At 46.1% G+C, this 19770-nt stretch carries 13 protein-coding genes; 9 read left to right on the plus strand and 4 right to left on the minus strand.

The window, feature by feature from the left end:
* Positions 1-85: 85 nt before the first annotated feature.
* Complete coding sequence (locus DVG78_RS19565) at positions 86-2572, minus strand: T9SS type A sorting domain-containing protein (RefSeq protein ID WP_158550057.1); 2487 nt, start codon at positions 2570-2572, stop codon at positions 86-88.
* Positions 2573-2723: 151 nt separating this feature from the next.
* On the opposite strand from DVG78_RS19565, the gene DVG78_RS19570 reads away from it, so the two are divergent.
* Both DVG78_RS19570 and DVG78_RS19575 read left to right on the plus strand, forming a co-directional pair.
* A complete protein-coding gene (locus tag DVG78_RS19570) occupies positions 2724-3434 on the plus strand; it encodes an ATP-binding cassette domain-containing protein (RefSeq protein ID WP_114462739.1) in 711 nt (236 codons plus the stop codon).
* Between the two features lie 83 nt (positions 3435-3517).
* Positions 3518-4177, plus strand: a complete 660-nt coding sequence (locus DVG78_RS19575) for a hypothetical protein (RefSeq protein WP_147277124.1) — start codon at positions 3518-3520, stop codon at positions 4175-4177.
* Between the two features lie 74 nt (positions 4178-4251).
* Here the strand turns inward: DVG78_RS19575 and DVG78_RS19580 are convergent, their stop codons facing one another.
* Positions 4252-5502 (minus strand): bifunctional 3,4-dihydroxy-2-butanone-4-phosphate synthase/GTP cyclohydrolase II, encoded by a 1251-nt coding sequence (locus tag DVG78_RS19580; protein ID WP_114462741.1) that lies wholly within the window; start codon positions 5500-5502, stop codon positions 4252-4254.
* Between the two features lie 149 nt (positions 5503-5651).
* Between DVG78_RS19580 and DVG78_RS19585 the strand changes: the two genes are divergently transcribed.
* From DVG78_RS19585 to DVG78_RS19605, 5 genes are all read left to right on the plus strand, one after another.
* The gene (locus DVG78_RS19585; protein WP_158550058.1) at positions 5652-7589 is read left to right on the plus strand and encodes a T9SS type B sorting domain-containing protein; all 1938 of its coding nucleotides are present in this window, start codon (positions 5652-5654) and stop codon (positions 7587-7589) included.
* A gap of 327 nt (positions 7590-7916) precedes the next feature.
* Complete coding sequence (locus DVG78_RS19590; protein ID WP_114462743.1) at positions 7917-9356, plus strand: CotH kinase family protein; 1440 nt, start codon at positions 7917-7919, stop codon at positions 9354-9356.
* Positions 9357-10163, plus strand: a complete 807-nt coding sequence (locus DVG78_RS19595) for a polyphosphate polymerase domain-containing protein (protein WP_114462744.1) — start codon at positions 9357-9359, stop codon at positions 10161-10163.
* Between the two features lie 27 nt (positions 10164-10190).
* Positions 10191-10853 (plus strand): DUF4956 domain-containing protein, encoded by a 663-nt coding sequence (locus DVG78_RS19600; RefSeq protein WP_114462745.1) that lies wholly within the window; start codon positions 10191-10193, stop codon positions 10851-10853.
* Complete coding sequence (locus DVG78_RS19605; RefSeq protein WP_229598279.1) at positions 10846-11559, plus strand: DUF2490 domain-containing protein; 714 nt, start codon at positions 10846-10848, stop codon at positions 11557-11559. The genes DVG78_RS19600 and DVG78_RS19605 overlap by 8 nt, the downstream gene beginning before the upstream one ends.
* 26 nt (positions 11560-11585) lie before the next feature.
* Here DVG78_RS19605 and DVG78_RS19610 read toward each other — a convergent pair whose 3' ends face one another.
* Entirely contained in the window at positions 11586-12362 is a 777-nt protein-coding gene (locus tag DVG78_RS19610) for a type III pantothenate kinase (RefSeq protein WP_114462747.1), read from the minus strand.
* Between the two features lie 236 nt (positions 12363-12598).
* Here DVG78_RS19610 and lacZ point away from each other — a divergent pair, with 236 nt between their 5' ends.
* Complete coding sequence (gene lacZ / locus DVG78_RS19615) at positions 12599-16003, plus strand: beta-galactosidase, LacZ type (protein ID WP_114462748.1); 3405 nt, start codon at positions 12599-12601, stop codon at positions 16001-16003.
* Between the two features lie 80 nt (positions 16004-16083).
* Here the strand turns inward: lacZ and DVG78_RS19620 are convergent, their stop codons facing one another.
* Positions 16084-18888, minus strand: coding sequence for a M16 family metallopeptidase (locus DVG78_RS19620; RefSeq protein ID WP_114462749.1), 2805 nt, complete (start codon positions 18886-18888; stop codon positions 16084-16086).
* Between the two features lie 174 nt (positions 18889-19062).
* Here DVG78_RS19620 and DVG78_RS19625 point away from each other — a divergent pair, with 174 nt between their 5' ends.
* Entirely contained in the window at positions 19063-19677 is a 615-nt protein-coding gene (locus DVG78_RS19625; protein WP_114462750.1) for an IMPACT family protein, read from the plus strand.
* Positions 19678-19770: the final 93 nt, after the last annotated feature.

A 19770-nucleotide genomic window follows, 5' to 3' on the forward strand; every position in this document is an offset into this window, starting at 1 on the left:
GGTGTTAGAGAGGTTAAAGGTTAAGGTGTCTAAATTCAAAATAAAATCCAAAAACCTTTAACCTCTCACTCTATGATTCATTTACTTATTCCTTTACCATTTTTGTACTGAACCAGCGGTCGTTTATTTTTATCTTGATAAAATAAACTCCAGCGGGAAAAGAATGAGTGTCCACGGTTTCTTCATACGTGGGGCGAGATTCCCAACGATTACTTTTTAAAATTCTTCCCTGATTATCCACCAATTGCCATTCGGTTACGACCGTATTAGAGATGCTGATGCTCAGTTGTTTGGATATAGGATTAGGGAAAAAATTGATGCCGCTTTTGGTGAGGTCAGCGATGCTGGTGATAATCACGTTGGCAAACGCACTTCCCGAAACATTCCCCGTACCGCAGGTATTGCTCACCGATTTGAGGGTGTAAGTGGTGGGCAATTGCGGAGCAACGGTCAGCAACGCTGGGCTGATAGCAGTGGTGCCGGTGGTATTGTCTGATAAAGTGTACGTCCACGGGCCATCACCACTAAACTGAATGACCAGAAAAACATCTTCTCCCGGCTTGAGTGGTGTGGTGCCACCACCGCTCAAAACCGCTCCGGGACGCCGCCCCAAAAAGAAAGCATTGGTAGGTACCAAGGTGATGGCCGAACCTCCCGTGGCAATTACCCTGATGCGATAGCTACCGCCTACGGGTGTAGTGGCAGGGATAGAAGCAATGATTGGGCTTTGTGTGCCTGTGCCGATCAGCACTGGGTTGGTAAATGCGCCCACGCTGTCAGAAAGTTGCACCTGAAAACTGGTCGTGCCCGACAATACGCCGCCAACCGTAAATTTTATTTCGACGTCTTTTCCCGAACAGATGGCAGTACTTGGATTTTCGGTCAGCAAACGGGGAATAACGGTGACGGGCGCACTGCCTGATGTAGTGCCTTCCCCACACAGGTTTCGTACCGAGCTTACCACATAGGTTGCGGTTTGGGTGGGTGTGATATTGACCGTAAAAGGTGTTTGGGTTGCGGTGGCAGTGCTGCCATCAGAAAGGGTAAATGTCCAAGGGCTTTCACCCGTAAAATTGAGCGTGAGCGAGGCCATTTCTCCGAAATTAACGGTTGAACTGCCGCTCAAAGCGGCAGTAGGGCGCGCTCGAATCGTGAAGACTGGGCTATTGATAGACGAGGCGGCTGCACTAGCCACTACGCGCAAACGGTATCCGGTGCCTGCCACAACGTTGGTGGGAATGCTGACGGTGATGGGGCTGCCCGCTCCCGAAGCTAAAACGCGCGGGGTGGCAAAACTCCCGGCTACGTCCGAAAGCTGTACGGTGTAGGTAACTGGTGTGGTGAACGTTCCCGTTACCAAAAAAGGAAGACTTATGTTGGTGCCGACACAAACCCCACCCAAAGCGACATCTGCCACGCTGATTTTAGGTACTACCGTGACAGTAGCAGTTCCTGAAACCGTTCCTGCGCCGCAAGCGTTGCTGACCGACACCAAGCTGTAATTTGTGGTTACGGTGGGATTAACAACGAGTTTCGTGGGATTAGTGGAAGTTGTCGTTGCGGAGCCAGAGGCAAGTTGGTAGGTCCAAGGTGCATCACCCGTAAACGCAATGCTTAAACTTGTGGTATCTCCTATACCCACAGCGGCGGTTCCACTGAGGGTCGCGGTTGGTAAGGGTTTGACCGTAAACGCGTTGCTGCTGACATACGTAGCCACCGAACTCGCAATAACGCGAACCTGATAATTCCCGGCAGCCAAGTTGGTGGGTAGGGTTACGTTCAAAGGACTGGTAGTGCCTGAGCCGAGGGTGGTGGGCGCGAGAAAACTTCCTGCGGCGTTAGAAAGTTGAGCGGTATACGTGACCCCAGGGCTAGCAAAAGTGCCCGTAACGGTAAAAGGGACCGTTACGGCAGCACCTGCGCACAAACTTGTGGCGGTAAAATCTGTGGTAATGCGCGGAAAAACCGTAACTCGTGCGCTGCCAGATACGGTGCCAGGGCCACAAATATTGGTGACGGATTGCAGCGCGTAGGTGGTTGAAACCGTGGGTTGTACCAATCCTTTGAGTGGATTGAGCGAGGTGGTTGCCGTGTTGGTATTGGTAAAGGTATACGTCCAGGGGCCGTTACCTGTAAATGCAATAGAAAGTTGGGCCGTACCGCCAACATTGATACTTGTATCACCGCTCAAAAAAGCGGTCGGTGGTTTGAGCATCATAAAAACCGCCGAGGGGGTGTAGTTTACGCCTGTTGTGTCGGTAATCACGCGCAGACGATAGTCTCCGCTTAAAGTACTTGCGGGGAGTGTTACCTGAATGGGACTTCTGTTACCAGTGCCTATGGAGGTTAAGTTGGTAAATGTACCAGCCGCGTTGGAAAGCTGGACAATAAATAGCCGATTGGTCGTGGTCAGGTTGGATGTTACAAACGACACGGGTAGGGTAGCGCCCGCGCAGGCCGTACCTCCACTTACGTTGTTGGTGACAATGGTGGGCAGCTGAGCAAAAAGGGCGTTTTTTACCAAAACTAAAAGCAAAATCAGTACTAACTCAACACGTATAGACAATCTCATAAAACGTTTTCCGTTAAATGTTATTCGCTCGGTATAACTCCTTAAAAAGAGGATATTATCCTTCGGACATTCAAACTGCATTTTTTCCTGCTGACAAAGATACAAGACCCTACGCGAGAATTTTGTATTTTCGCCCCAATTCTAGAAAATCATGTCCATTCGGATTCAACATTTAACCAAAGTATACGGCAGTCAGAAGGCCGTCAATGACGTAAGTTTTGACGTTAGTCGTGGCGAAATCGTCGGATTTTTGGGGCCAAACGGGGCTGGAAAATCAACGACGATGAAAATCACAACCTGTTATCTATCCGCTACGAGCGGTCAGGTGGAAGTCAATGGTTTTGACGTGACGCAACATTCTATGGATGTACGCCGGAGTATCGGGTATTTGCCAGAACACAACCCGCTTTATACCGACATGTACATCAAGGAGTTTTTGCGATTTGTGGGTGCTTTATACCATTTAAAAGGCGAAACCCTGACGAAGCGGGTGAGCCAAATGATTGAAATCTGTGGGTTAGAGGTTGAACAACGAAAAAAAATAGGCCAACTTTCTAAGGGCTATCGTCAACGCGTCGGACTTGCGCAGGCGTTGATTCATAACCCACCCGTATTGATTTTGGATGAAGCCACGACGGGCTTGGACCCCAATCAATTGGTAGAAATTCGCAACTTGATTAAAACCGTTGGCAAAGAAAAAACGGTTTTGTTCTCCTCTCATATCATGCAGGAAGTAGAAGCGATTTGTGACCGAGTCGTGATTATCAACCGCGGGCAGGTAGTAGCCGACCGCTCTCTGAAAGACTTGCAAAACGAAGGTAAGCCGTTAGAAGTGGTTTTCCGGGAGCTTACCATGCAATAGTCGACCTTTATTCTTCGTTTTGAAACATAATTTTCGATTTTGACGTAATAGTAACAGAAGCGTATTTATTTGAAAAGACAACCATGAGAAAGACTTATTTAATGCTCGCATTTGGTGTGTTGTTGACCTATTCGGCAACGGCCCAAAGTACGGCTAATCCTGATGCACCCCCGCCGCCCGTTCGTCAGAATGAAGGCCCCATCAAGGTGCTAGACGCGCCCCCCCGTAAAAGCGAAGACCCCCAACGCCCCCCTTCGGCACTTGATAAAATCCGTTTGGGAGGCAGTATCGGCCCGCTGTCGTTTGGTACTTTTACGAGTATCGGAGTTTCACCAATAGCGGGCTATCAAGTAACCGAACGTTTGTCTTTGGGAGGCGGGCTTAGCTATACTTATTCAAGTTATAAAAATCCATATACGAGGGTTAAAACTAACTCAAATAACTATGGTGGCCGTTTTTTTGGAATGTTCAATATATTTGAAAGCATTAATTTAAATGCTGAATATGAATCATTAAATGTAGAATATCCTGATTTTACCTCCCAAATTTACAGAAGAACTTGGCTGAATTCAGCAATGGTGGGAGCCTCTTATTCTACACCCATCGGTGGTAGATTTGTCAGGGCCTTTAACCTGATTGTTTTGTATAATTTAAGTTATAATAACTTGGTAAATCCAAGCGACCGAACTCAAAACATCTACCCAACATCTAGTCCGCTGGTGATTAGGGCGGTGTTGTTTTAGACCTCAAAAGGATTATAAACCAAAAGCGCCTTACTGAGCAAGTAAGGCGCTTTTGGTTTATAAAAAACAGGATATTATTCTTCTTTGACGGTCGTGAACTGCGTCAGGCGGTGGCCCATTTTGTTGTATTTGGTCCGAAGATAATCTTCATTGTGGGGGTTGGCGGCCATTTCGATTTGAATATTGTCGACAATTTCGAGCCCGTATCCCATCAATCCAACGCGCTTTTTGGGATTGTTTGAAATGAGGTTGATTTTGGTGAGGCCCAAATCCCGCAAAATCTGCGCTCCGACGCCATAGTCGCGCTCATCCATCTTGAACCCTAATGCAAGATTGGCTTCCACCGTATCCAAACCGTTTTCTTGTAATTTGTAGGCTTTCAGTTTGTTGATTAAACCAATACCACGGCCTTCTTGGTTCATGTACAAAACCACCCCTTTTCCAGCACGTTCGACCATTTGCATGGCGGCGTGGAGTTGAGGGCCGCAATCGCAGCGGCATGAACCGAAAATGTCGCCCGTGGCGCAGGAAGAATGGACGCGTACCATCACGGTTTCGTCTTTTTCCCACGAACCTTTGATCAACGCCAAGTGGAGTTCGTCGGTGTTTAACTGGCGGTACGCAATCATGTCAAAATGGCCCCATTCGGTAGGCATGTCGACCGCTATTTCGCGTTTTATGAGTGACTCGGTGCGGAGACGATAGGCAATCAAGTCTTTGATAGACACCAACTTCATTCCGAATTTGTCGGCCAAAATCCGCAATTGTGGCAAACGGGCCATGGTGCCGTCTTCGTTCAGGATTTCGATGAGCACCCCTGCTGGTTTTAACCCTGCCAGTTTGGCAAAGTCAATGGTGGCTTCGGTATGACCAGTACGGCGCAATACTCCTCCTGGCATAGCCCGAAGCGGGAAAATATGTCCCGGACGGCCCAATTCTTCGGGTTTTGTTTCAGGATTTACCAGCGCCTGAATGGTTTTGGCGCGGTCGGAAGCGGAGATGCCAGTGGTGCAGCCGTAGCCCAACAGGTCTACAGAAACCGTAAACGGCGTTTCGTGGGTGGAGGTATTATCACCCACCATCATTTTAAGGCCCAATTCTTCGCAGCGCTCTACGGTGAGTGGGGCGCACATCAACCCACGTCCTTCGCGGACCATAAAATTCACCATTTCAGGGGTAATTTTTTCGGCAGCACAGACAAAGTCCCCTTCATTTTCCCGATCTTCGTCGTCTACGACAATGATGATTTTCCCATCCCTAATATCGGCAATGGCATCTTCAATTCTATCAAGTTGTATGGAATTGGTATTATTATTGCTATCCATGTATCAAGTAAAAAATAGTTTGTCAAAAATTACGTTTTATGCTTAGTTACCCGCTTGAGCTGGCTCATTGTGAGCATGGTTGTGCAGTTAAAACAACTGTGGGCAAAGATACGTTCTTTGAACGGAACGAAAGAAGAATAACCAAATCTATGAGAATCTATCTTTTACTTGCTTTACTGGTACTTTCAATTGGAGGTTCTTACGCTCAAGTTGATTTGTGTTTAAATCCCCCTGCTCAACCTGGCTTTAATATTGTAGGTCCTGCGGTCGGATGTACTCCTTTTGAAGTAAAAGTTGAAAAAACGGTAGGCGAAAACTATATCTATGTTTATGATTACAAGGGTGGAACTATCCCCCAAAGTATAGCACGTGGAGATACTACAAAAGCCACGACTTTTAAATATACTAAACCCGGAACCTATAAAATTTTACAATATGGCAGCAACGGAGCCGGGTCAATCACTTGCAAAACAGTAGAAGTACTTCCTCCACCAAACTATACTGCTAAAGCATGCAGTAATCGGAAGGTCGAAGTGATTATTCCAAAAGACAGCACAACTCAACGTTACGATAGTTTTACGATTGAGTGGGAAACTGGTGTAAAAGAGACGGTTACCTCAACAGGAACCTATAGCCATGATTACGGAGCAACCACGAATGTGGCCTCGGTATTTGTCACGGGGGGGATTGGAGTACAATCACTGGGGTGTTCTCTTCCAGCTACGCCTATTGTCCTCAACAGCACAGATTTATCCACCACTTCAATTCGTAGAGTAACCCTAAACAACGACGGCTCAGTGGCGGTCTTGATTAGAGCCCCTGTGGGAACGACAACAGCGGTGCAGGCAAGTCAGAATAACGGAACTTTTACGGGGCTTCCGGGGCAAATAACCCTCACAAGAGACACGGCAACCATTACGGTCAGAGACGTAAATGCGCTGAAAGACACGTACTGCTTCCGACTGAATACCAACGATGGATGTGCCAATAATGCCGCTTTAACGTCCAACGTAGTTTGTGCTACGCCTTTAGAAGTAAAAGCGGAAAACCGTCAGAATGTGGCTGCTTGGAAAGAATATCCCAACGCCGCCGATTTTCAGAATTATCGTATCACACGTAATCTGGTAAGTTTGGGCGGCGCAAGTTTGCGTACCAATACTACCCAAACCGATGCCAATGTGACCTGCGGGGAGCAATATTGTTATCAGGTAACGGTCCAATTGGCGGGCGGAGCCGAGTCGGTTTCACCCTCGGTATGTGTCAAGGCTATCTCTACGGAGTTTCCGTCGGTGGTTCAAAATGCGTTTGTTACGGTAGAAGATGAAGGGAAAATAAACATTTTTTCTACCCCTCCCGCTTCGGGAGCGACCCCTGCTAAATTCAAAACGATTTTCTTTCGTACAGAAAACGGCAGCGGAGACTTTAAAGAAATAGTGTCGTTGGATAATGCACTTTCGTACGTTGATAATGCCGTGAATCCCACCCAACAATCGTATTGCTATAGGATTGCCTACGAGAATTCCTGCGGCAATCGCTCGCAGCCTTCCGATCCTATTTGTTCTATTTATTTGTCTTCAAAATCAGGTTCAACGGTCGATTGGACGCCAGAAACGCCATTTTTGGTGCCGGTTAATCGTTATCAACTGGAGATTCTGGACGAGCAGGGGAATCCATACGACCAAATTCCAGTGGGGGCCAATACCAGCTATTCGCCCAATGTTTCTGACCAGCAGTTGTTTCGGTACCGGATTTTAGGATTTGCGCAGGGTGGAGGTGGCAATAGTTACTCCAACTATTACGTATTCAAGAAGAATGCGCTGTTGTTTATTCCTGATGCTTTTTCGCCCAACGGCGACAATGTCAACGATATTTTTGCCCCCAAAGGTCAATTTGTGGATAAGTCGCGTATGATTGTGTATAACCGCTGGGGACAGGTGCTTTTTGAAACCAGCAACGCGCTCGAAGGCTGGGATGGCACCATCAACGGGCAACCAGCCGTAGAGGGAACGTACGTATTTCGGATTGAAATAACCGATTCGTTGGGTGCAAACTTCGTCAAAACAGGAACTGTTTTGCTGGCACGCTAGCGTTTTGCGCGGTGATTTTATCCAACGCTACAATGAAGGACTGATGCTCCCTGCAAAATTGAAGCAGTGGAAGTCGTGCTCTGGATTTTTTGTAAACTTCTCTCTCTATTTCTCTGTACAAATAGGCCAAAGGCCTTTTTGCGGATGGTTATGAACCGCCGATAAATAATTGATTACCTTCAATTCCCAACCTTTCAACGCACAGGTTTGATCAGCTGTGTCGAAACTAACCATCAGAAAGTGTCTGTGGTGATAAGGTTTTTCGCAACGATGACGCAAAAACTTGCGTATACATCAAAACATACCTGAACACCAATAAACACTACAATGAAATCAATTCACTCTACGCTGCTTACTGCTGCGCTGTTATGGGTCGTCTCGGCCTGTAAGGATAAAACCACAGACCTGGTTCTGCAAAATGCCAATTCTGATTGGGCCATCGAATCGCACAGTAATGATGTTGCACCCAACTATGATATCGTTTTTCCGCAAAATCAGGTAAATACCTTAGAAATCACCATGACCGCCGCCGACTGGACCGCCATGAAAGCCGATATGCAAACCAAAAGCGGAACGGCTTTTGGAGCGGGTGGCGGAACGACTCAGGGGGGAATGGTGGGTGGTAGGCCTCCTGGGGGAAATGGTGCTGGAGGCTTGGATCTTATTCCAGGAGACCCTATTTACGTAGCTACTGCCCTGAAATTTAACGGAAAAACTTGGAACAACGTCGGGTTCAGACTCAAAGGCAATTCTAGCCTTTCGTCTATCTGGCGGGCGGGGATTTATAAATTACCGTTTCGCCTCAAAATGGATGAATACGAAGATAAATATCCCGAAATCGATAATCAGCGTTTTTATGGATTTAAGGAACTGTCGATGTCGCCAGCATTTTCTGATAATTCACTGATTCGGGAGAAAGTAGTGGCGGATATTTTCAGAATGGGTGGCGTGGCAGCGGCTCGGACGGCCTTTTATAAAGTGTATTTGAATTTTGGCGATGGTCTTAAGTATTGCGGCGTTTATACCATGGTCGAAATCATTGACGACACGATGGTCAAAGATCAATTTGGGGAAGACAAAGGCAATATTTACAAACCTGAATCAACTTTTCAGACGTTTGTGCAATCACAATTTGAAAAGAAAAACAATGAAACTGCCGCTGATTACAGTGATGTACAGGCATTTGTGGCGGCCCTCAACAGCACAGACCGCACTATTAATGCCGCCCAATGGCGTGCCAATCTGGAGAAAACGTTCAACGTAGATAATTATCTGAAATTTTTGGCCATCAACAACACGATTGTCAACTGGGATACTTACGGGGCTATGGCGCATAATTATTATCTTTACAATTCTCCCACCAATAAGCTCACGTGGATTCCGTGGGACCATAATATGTCGATGACAAGTACCGCTGGAGGTGGAAATGCAGGCGGTGCTGGCGGCGGACGAGCGGCGGTGTCGTTAGCAATGACCGAAGTAGGTACGGGCTGGCCGCTGATTCGCTACGTAGCGGCCGACCCAGTGTACTATGCCAAGTACAAACAATACATTAGAATATTCACTGATGAAGTATTTACGACGGCCAAAATGAATGAGTTGTTTGACAAATACACAAACCTAATTACGTCGTACGTCAACGGAACGGAAAAAGAGGTGGCACCGTATACCAATCTAACCAATACCACCGCTTTCACCACCGCTCTCACGGCATTAAAACAACATGTATCAACGCGAAATCAGGCCGTTAATACCTTTTTAAAATAGATGGCAGCGCAATTTCTCACCCCCACGATTGTACAAAAAATAGGGCTGTATGATCCTATTTCGCTGGCCGAAATGGACGGCGTCAAACTCATGAACCGCACCGATGCTAAGTTTTTGGTTCCTCTAAAAATGTTACCCACGTTGTTGGAGGATTTGCGGCCCTACTATCGTTTGTTGGAAATCAATGGGCATCGGATGTGTGATTATGAAACGCTCTATTTTGATACACCTGATTTACGGTTTTACCACGACCATCAAGCAGGACGATTGAACCGGTATAAAATTCGGCAACGCAAGTATGTTCATAGTAACACAATTTTTACGGAAGTAAAATTCAAGAATAATAAAGGGCGTACGATTAAGACCCGTTTGCTGAATCAAAGACCCGTCAATACTACCCTGACTGATGAAACCAACGCTTTTTTAAGCCTACAAACACCAGTTGACCCTACCACACTGACGCCAGTACTTCGGGTGGATTATACCCGGATTACCCTTGTGAGCCGCACGACGGCTGAACGCCTAACGATGGATTTGAATTTGACGTTTCACAATGAGGCAAGCCGCAAAAGTTATGAACAATTGGTGGTAGCCGAAGTAAAACAGGATTCGCTAAAACACTCCCGATTTTTGGACTTAATGAAGAAGTATCAATTACGACAAGGCTCCCTGAGTAAGTATTGCTTGGGCGTTATTAGTCTCAATAAAACGGTCAAACACAATCGGTTTAAAGCAAAGTTGAATCATGTGTTAAAAATAAATGCCCGATGTACTTCCTTGCCCGAAAATAGCCATTATTCTGCTTAACATTGTCTGATACCTAACGATAAAAAAATGATTTTTCTCCAAGAGCTTGCCACTGCCGACACCTTTGAATGGTTTAATAAACTTCCCGAAAAGTTTTTCGTACGCCTGTTGGTTGATTTGCTGACGGTCACGATTCTGATCCGACTGATTTATTACCGCCTCTACCGTCGCACGGACTTGTTTCTGACGTTTTTCGGTTTCAATTTGGTCATTTTTCTCATTACCTATTTGCTTAATAAAGTGCAGATGTCGATGGGCGCTGCCTTTGGGTTATTTGCCGTGTTTTCGATGCTCCGCTACCGCACCGAAGGGCTTTCGGCCAAAGACATGACCTATCTTTTTATCGTCATTTCGCTGGGGCTTATCTCCGCTATTATCAAAGGAAGTTGGGACGAATTGGGCTTGGTCAATGGTATGATTGTGCTGAGTGTGTGGCTGTTGGAAGGCAATTGGCTTATCAAACGGGAGTTGACAAAGGTTGTGCAATACGACAAAATTGATTTGATTTTGCCCGAACGGCGTGCCGAATTGATTCAAGACCTGCGGGCACGTACGGGTTTGAATATTCACCGTGTAGAAATTCAAACCATGGATTTTCTGAGAGATTCGGCCCTTATCATGATTTTTTACTACCAAACTCCTGCCAAAAATGAAAAAAAAGTCGAAGAAAATATTTTGGAAAATGCATAAATTAGAAAATAACCCTGCGCTTATCAAAGGATTATCAAGGTGTTGGTTTAGAAGGGTTTATGTTCTACTTTGGCTGTTGGTTATTCCAATGGTGGGCTATTCGCAGGCCGCTGATATTGGCCTTTGGGCGGGTGTCGGAGTAGAAAAAAAGATTACTAAAAAATGGTCGGCCAACGTCAATGTGCAATCCCGTTTTACAGACAATATTTCCGTTTTAAAAGCGTATTTGGGGGAAGTAGGCCTCTCTTATAAACTCACCAAGCATTGGGAAGTGAGCGGGTACTATCGCTACATAGCCCGGCGTAAAAGAAACGAGGACAAAACTGGTTATGAATACCGCTCGTACAACCGTTTTTATGCTGATTTATCCTATGATCATAAGCTATGGAAGTTGAAATTTGATTATCGTCTGCGCTACCAGAATCAATTTCAGGATGATGAAAGCGCGGCCGAAAATAACAGCAGCTACATCCGTAATAAGTTTGAATTGTCGTATCCCAATAAATCACGTTTTACGCCCTACATTTCAACCGATTTTTTCTATGAAATCGGGAATGGTTTTGACCAAATGCGTAACAAAGCGGGTGTAGAAATTGCGCTCAATAAGCACCATAAACTGGAATTATCGGGCTTTACCGATTACCGCTTGATTGGAAGTCAGGAGAATCGGTTTCTGATTGGCGTGAGCTATAAAGTTAAATTCTGAGATTTGGGGCGAGATTTCGCCCCGTTTTATACACTTTTTTGTTTAACCTTCTCGCCAATGATGCGCAGACCATCGAGCGTTAGGCTTCGATTTACTTCCACAAACTCGCCGTGTAAGGTATCAATAATGGAGGACAAACCACCCGTAGCGAGCGCAATACAATCTCCGTCGAGTTCGCGGCGGATGCGCGTCACCATTCCACGCACCAGACTTTCATACCCCAACAAAATCCCCGCCTGAATGGCATGACTGGTATTTTTTCCAATGGCTGATTCGGGTAACTTTAAAGGCACTTCAGGCAATTGAGCGGTGTTGGAAAACAAGGCTTTGACGGCGGTTTTCAGGCCTGGCGCGATGGCAACGCCCAAGATTCGGCCATCTCCCGATACGGTCGTAAAGGTAAGTGCTGTACCAAAATCCACCACCACGGCGTTTCGGTTGTATTTGGTAAAAGCCGCCACGGCATTGGCTACAAGGTCGCTACCGATTTCGTGAGGATGGTCTATTTCCACTTTTAAATCAGGGTAAATATCGGGCCCGACCACTACGGGAGGCTCCCCAAAGAGGTTGGATAGCATGGTACGGAGGGTGGGCGTCAGCGGCGGAACCACGCTGCTCAAAACCGTAATACTGACATTTTCCAAGGCTAAGTCAGCTTCTAAAAAATGAAGCCGTAGTTTACTTTCAAAATAATTCGGGGATTCTTCGGGCAGTGAACGCGTACGGAAGATGTGCGTCCATTCTTCATTTTGCCAAATTCCAAAAACGGTGTCAGTATTGCCTGCATCAACGGCTAAAAGCATGATAGACTGAGGTTTGTGGTGATGTGTTTTTTGTAAATATCAAATTTTCACTAAGGTAAAATCGGATTAAAAAATTAACGGAACCTATCCAAAATACCGAAGCGATTCGTTGAAGCAGGTCGTTTATATCCAATATTCGGCCGTCTTTTTTCGTTGTCTTTCTATTGGTTCAGCCAAAAGTCCTTTATTTTGTGAAACTGAGTTGCGTTCTGGAAAATTTAACCCGCTAATGATTTATGCGCAAGTTAAGCGTTTTTTTATCCCTCTTACTACCTTGTGTTGGATTTGCTCAAGATTTACCCGACTGGGAAAACCCGTCGGTTATCAGCCGAAATACCGAACGGCCTCATACGACGATTATCCCCTACGCCGACGAAGCATCGGCGCTTAAATCCGACCGTGCGGCGTCGCCTTTTTTTAAATCATTAAATGGAACGTGGAAATTTAAGTGGGTTTCTCACCCCTCCAAAGTGCCAGGTGATTTTTTTCAGGTCAATACTAACATCTCTGGTTGGGATGATTTGCCGGTTCCTTCCAATTGGCAGGTGGTGGGTGCGCGTGAAGGGCGTGCGTATGACCGCCCCATTTTTACAAACATAAAACATCCCTTTCCGACCAAACCGCCCCGCATTACGAGCGATACCAACGCCGTGGGGCTGTATCGAACATCGTTTACGATTGCTCCCAATTGGCAGGGTCGCGATGTGTTTTTGCATTTCGCGGGAGTTCAATCCGCTTGTTATGTGTGGGTTAATGGATTGCAGGTGGGATACCACGAAGATGGCATGACACCGGCTGAGTTTAACGTAACAAAATATTTAAGAGCGGGCGAAAACCAACTAACAGTGCAGGTCATCAATTGGTCAGATGGAAGTTATCTGGAAGATCAGGATTTTTGGCGCATCTCGGGTATTTTCCGGGACGTGTACCTGTTTGCCGCGCCTACAATTCACGTCAGAGATTATTATGTGGTGACTGATTTGGATGAAAATTACCAAAATGGTACGCTGAAAGTATCGGCTTTTGTCAAAAACTTCTCGTCGCAGGTTCAGGATAAATATCAGGTCAAGTTTAAACTTTATGACCCCGATGGGCGGATTTTTCAGGGAGAATTTGTGAAAAACGTTCCAATGATGGACCCTAAAGATGAGTCTTATCTGACCCTCAATGTGCCCATTACATCGCCTGCGCGCTGGACTGCCGAGACGCCAAATCTTTACAAACTGGTGATTCAAGTAGTTGATGGTGAGGGGAAAACGGCGGAAGTGCTTAGTACACGGGTGGGCTTTAGGGAGGTGACGCTCAAAAACGGACAGTTATTGGTCAATGGAAAAGCCGTCATGTTTAAAGGGGTAAATCGGCACGAATTTGATCCCAATACTGGACGGACAATCAGCCGTGAATCTATGATAAAAGATATTTTGTTGATGAAACAGCACAATATCAACGCCGTACGCACTTCTCACTATCCAAACGACCCTCTTTGGTACGACTTGTGCGACGAATATGGCTTGTATGTCATTGACGAAGCCAACATTGAAAGCCATGAATTATGGCAACAAAAAGGAATTGTGTTGGCCAATAATCCCGATTGGAAAGACGCGTTTATTGCCCGTGGCAAGGCCATGGTAGAGCGCGACAAAAACCATCCGTCCATCATTATTTGGTCTTTGGGCAATGAGTCGGGGATGGGAAGCAATTTTCAGGACATGGCGCAGATTATCAAGTTGATTGATCCTACGCGACCCATTCATTACGAAGGACGGGCCAATTATCCCAAAACATTTGAAGAGGTTAACCAACCCAGCACCAATTTCGACATTAATGGTACGATGTATCCTTCGGTGAAGGTCATGGAAGCGATGGTTGAAAAAGACCCGAGCCGACCGTTGATTATTTGTGAATACGCCCATTCAATGGGAAACAGCGTCGGTAATTTGCAAGAATACTGGGATGCTATCGAAAAACACCCACGGATGCAGGGTGGATTTATCTGGGATTGGGTTGATCAGGGATTGTTTGTTAAAGATAAAAACGGACGCTCGTATGTCAACCATGTCAATTACATCGACGGCGCCAATGCTGGCGACGGGCTGGTCAATCCAGACCGCACGCCTCAACCCGAAATCAACGAAGTAAAGCACGTATATCAATACGTAAAATTTACGCCAAAAGACACGATTTCACCCCAAAGCCAGACCGTTACGCTCATTAATAACTACGATTTTCTGAGCCTTAGCCCTTTTAAATTGGTGTGGCAATTGCTCGAAAATGGAAGGCCAATTCAGCAAGGCGAAATTTCTTCTCTGACGGCCACCGCTGGCAAAAGCCAAAACGTGACCATTCCGTTCACCATTCCAGGGGGTACTGGAGGTGAATATTTTTTGAATTTAAGCCTAAAACTGAAAGAAAATATGCCTTGGGCGTCGACGGGGCATGAAGTGGCGTTTCAACAGATGTACATTAAAACGCCGCCAACTCCTAAGCCGCTGCTGACGTGGCCTACCAATGCGACGGTAAAAGTGGGACTCATTCGGGGGGGAGGAATTCAACTGACCAACGCCCAGTTTAAAGTGGTTTTTGACCGGAAATCGGTGGGAATTAGTTCGTTTATTTATAAAAATCATGAGTTAATCGGGCAGCCACTCCAACCTGAATTTTGGCGGGTACCGACCGATAATGACGAAGGTGGAGGAAATGCGGGTTTTGCCGAACGCTGGCGTATGGCTGGTCTGGATAGCCTTCGACGCATAGGTGGTGATATTCGGGTGGAGCAGATAAGTCCTTCTATTGCGCGTGTACACACCCAAACAACGTGGGTGGGAAAAGCGGGGACTTCAATTGTCCATAAAACCACTTATACGGTGTACGGTTCGGGAGATATGCAGGTCAAAAATAATATTCTCGTAAACGGAAATAATGTACCTCCCCTGCCAAAAGTAGGGATGCAGATGCAGCTCCCTGCCGCATATCGTAACCTGAGTTGGTATGGCCGAGGGCCGTTTGAGAGTTATAGTGATCGCAAAACCGCAGCGCTCGTAGGAGAGTACAGCGGTAAAGTAATGGATCAGCACTTTCCGTACATCATGGCCCAAGAGAATGGTAATAAAACAGATGTACGCTGGGCGGCCGTGACGGATTCTTTGGGCTTTGGCTGGCTGGTTATCGGTGAGCCTACGCTAAATTTTAGCGCCAAAGATTATACCGATGCGGATTTATTGGCGGCTAAAACAACGCAAAATCTACCGCGTGGAATGGTTACGGTGCTGCATTTTGATCATCAAATGATGGGTCTTGGCGGGGATGACAGTTGGACCCCGCGTACGCATCCTGAATTTCTTTTGACCGAAAAAGAATACAATTATTCCTTCCGTTTACGCCCTTTAGATGCTACCGTTCAAATCGGAACGGTGGTTCAAACGGTGTTGCCCGAAATAACGGCTCAGTCACAGGCTGCCTCCGAATTGGGTGCGCCAGCGGCCATTGTGAAGGAGGCTCCTACGGGGGTTGTATCAGATGAAGACCAGGAAGCGGCCATCAAAAAAGCGGAAGCCCGAAAATACGTAAAGAAGAAGCCAGTTCGCAGAAAAACGTCTTCCAAAAAGAAAAAACCCGTGGCTAAAAAGAAGAAAAAACGGTAATAGATTGCGAGTTATAAACAAAAAAGCCGGGCTAGCCCGGCTTTTTTGTTAGGGTATTTTTGTGGATATACCACGGATTATTACTTCTTTTCTGGCAACAACACCGCTTTGATGAAGTTGGCATCGCTAAGGTATTTATTGGCCGTTGCTTTGGTGCTTGCTACGGTGATTTTGTTCAATTGCTTCTCCCAATCCAACAGCGCTTTTGGATCTTCGCCCTTGGTGTAGGCGTCGATCAGTTGGCTCTGCCAAAAACCGTTTTCTTTGGTTTGGACTTCCATTGCCCGGCGGGTTTCGGCTTTAAACTTGTCAATATCGGTCTGCGTAGCGCCATTTTTCTTGATTTCGTCAATGACCGCTAAAGTTTTGACGGCCAATTCTTCAACGCGCTCAGGGCCCGTGCCATAACCAATGCGTAAACTATAGCGGGGAGCTGGAATCTTGCTGTAAGCCGCCCGAGCACCGATGCCGTATACGCCGCTTTCTTTCTCACGAATGACTTCAATCAACTTGATATTCAGGATTTCTTCCAACGCATCGAGTTGCCAGTTGTTGTCATCATTGTATTCATAATCACCGCTATAAACCAATGTTGCCTGACTTTTTTGCTCAATGCCTTTGTAAACTTTCTTCTCAATTTTGCCTTTCGGAGCACGAATACCCAAGTCACGGAATGACTCTTTTTTGCCCTGTGCTGGCAAAACGGCTAGGTATTTTTCAAACAAAGGTTTGATTTGCTCTACATTGAATGAACCCGTAAAGAAAAAAGTAAAATCGGACGCATCGGAAAAACGCTCTTTGTAAATCTCGTACGAACGGTCTGGGTTGGCCATGTCCCAACGCTCTACGCTGATGGGCAAACGACGGAAATTGTAGTTGCCCAGCAAAGTATTCAAGGTATCCTGAAAAACCATTTCTGGCGACGGCGACGCTTTCATGTTTTGAATAGCCGAGCGCTGCGTTGTCATAAATCCTTTGATGACTTCGTTGTCTTTGCGGGGTTTTGTAAAGTAAGCGTAGACCAGTTGGAGGGCGGTTTCGAGGTCTTTGGGACTGCTGCTACCTGTAAAACCTTCTTCGTTTTCGCTCACAAAAGGACTGATGTTGACCACTTTGCCGGTCAGGTATTTTTTGAGGGCGTTTTGGTTGAATTCACCCACACCGCTCTCTTCCACCACCGCGTCAGAAAGGCCAGCGCTCATAAAATCTTTGTCATTATAAAGCGACGTACCTCCTTGGCTGCGGGCACCGATGAGTATTTCATCATTTTTGAAGTCAGTGGGTTTCAGCACAACTTTGACGCCGTTGCTCAGCGTAAGTTCGGTCACGCCCAGTTCGGTGATTTGTTTAGTGGAAGTTGTACGGCCCGCCGCTGGTAAGTTTTCAATCAATGGTTTGTTGATTACTTTGTCTTCGTAGGCGGTCACTCCCTTGCCTGCACCGTTGACCCATTCCAGGATTTGGGCTTCGGTCGGAAGTTTCGCTTTGTCTTTTTCCGAGGCCATGATGATGACCGTGCGGTTGTCGGGCGTTAAATATTTGCCAGCTAATGCGTTTATTTCTTCGATTTTGATGCCGTTGAGTTGTTCTTTTACAAATTCGTAGTAAAACTCAATGCCTGTTGCGGGCGCATCCTCCAAAAAATGATTCATATATTCATTCACATAACTCGCTGATTTGGTTTTGTCTTTTTCCTTGAAGCGCTTTTCAACGCTGGTCAGCAACTGCGTCTTGGTACGCTCCAATTCAGTGGCGGTAAAACCGAAATTTTTCACGCGGATTCCTTCATCCAAGACCGCTTTAACGGCCAGTTCAAGGTTACCATCTTTAGCGACTGCAATGTTGCTGAACGAGTCATAGTCACCGATAAAACCGCCGTAGCCTGCTCCGCCAAACAAAAAAGGAGGACTGGCTTGTTGGGTAAGCTCCTGCAAGCGTGCCTGCAACATTTGGTTGAACAGGTTGCGTTTGATGGTTTCGCGCGAGTCATTCAAGGTTTTTTCTTCCGCCTTGGGCAATTTCGTTACTATTTGAGCAATCATGTAAGGCTGCTCTGGGTCAGTGACAATTGCTACGCGGGTTCCTTTAAAATCAGCCACGGGATATTTTCCGAGCGGCTTAGCATTGGCGGCTTTTGGAATAGCCCCGAAGCGCTCTTTAATGGTCTTTTCTACCTGGTCAATGTCGAAATCTCCTACAGCTAAAATTGCTTGTAAATCAGGACGATACCAAGTTTTGTAGAAGTTGCGGATGGTTTCGTGCGTAAAGTTCTTGAGAATATCTTCGGTTCCAATCACGGTACGTTTACCGTATTTTGAATCCCCAACGAGAATAGGAAGCCACTTGTCGCGCATGCGTTGTTGTGCGCCTTTGCCACCGCGAAATTCTTCGAGAATTACGCCTCGCTCCTTGTCAATTTCGGAGCCTTCCATGGTGATGTTGTGCGCCCAATCTTCAAGTACGACGAATGCTTTGTTGAAAATGTCGGCGGAGTCGGTCGGTACGGGAAGTTGATATACCGTTTGGTCTTGACCTGTGAAGGCATTTAAGTCATCCCCAAATTTGACCCCAGCGCGTTGGAGGTAGTTGACCAACTCGTTTTTGGGGAAACTTTTCGTGCCGTTAAAAGCCATGTGTTCAGTAAAGTGGGCTAGACCATTTTCTTTGTCTTCTTCCTGAATCGCTCCTACTTTGTTGACTAGATAGAGTTCGGCGCGCTTTTTGGGCTCTTCGTTTTTACGGATGTAGTACGTCATCCCGTTGGGCAATTTGCCATAGCGGACTTTTGGGTCAAAGGGAATGGGCTTTTTGAGGTCGGCTTGGGAAAAGGCTGCATTTGCCCAACCGAAAACTACCATAAATAGTAGTAATTTTGTTTGTTTCATGGATTGCGAAAGTTTAGATGAAAAGAGAAGTAAATGATAAAACAAGTTGTTTACGCACTTGTTCACAAATTTATTGTGGATAAGTGGTCGAAATCAAGGTTTGCTGATAAATAAATTGTCATAACAGCAGGCTAAAAACGAAAAAATTAGTTTTTTAACAAAGTTATTGAATTGATGCTATTTGACGATAGTTATAAAACAATAGTTGCCCCGATAGAGGGATTTTTTCGGGACCGTGGCAGTAAGTTTTTGGCTTTTGGATACCCAATCCAGAACGAAGAGGACGTAAAACAATACCTCATTGCATTACGTGAAATTCATCCCAAAGCCAATCATCACTGTTACGCCTACCGCCTTGGGTTGGACCGGACGCATTTTCGCGCTAATGACGATGGCGAGCCGTCTGGTTCAGCGGGAAAACCCATTTTAAATACGCTTTATGCTCATGATATTACCAATCTTCTGGTGGTAGTAGTTCGTTATTTTGGGGGTACGTTGTTGGGTGTTCCGGGCTTGATCAATGCCTACAAAGTGGCGACCGAAGAAGCGCTCAGTCAAGCTCAAATTGTGACCAAGCACGTGCGTGACGTGTATACGCTGACGTATCCGTACGAACAAATGAACGAGGTTATGAAAGTCATCAAAGCGTTTGACCTGACGCCTCAAAAACAACAATTCGACAATGAATGCAGCCTTCAAATCGAAATCCGCAAAACGCTCCTGAATCAAGTATTAGGCAAACTGGAAAAAATTGATGCATTGCGACTTGATTTTGAAGGAACGATTTAACATCGGAGGTCAACTAGGCGTCCGACGGTTTTAAACCGTCAGACGCCTGAGTTTCGTATTCTCCGTGCTTCCGTGTACTAGCACTGCTTTCTC

This window comes from Runella aurantiaca (assembly GCF_003339505.1).
GTDB lineage: Bacteria > Bacteroidota > Bacteroidia > Cytophagales > Spirosomataceae > Runella > Runella aurantiaca.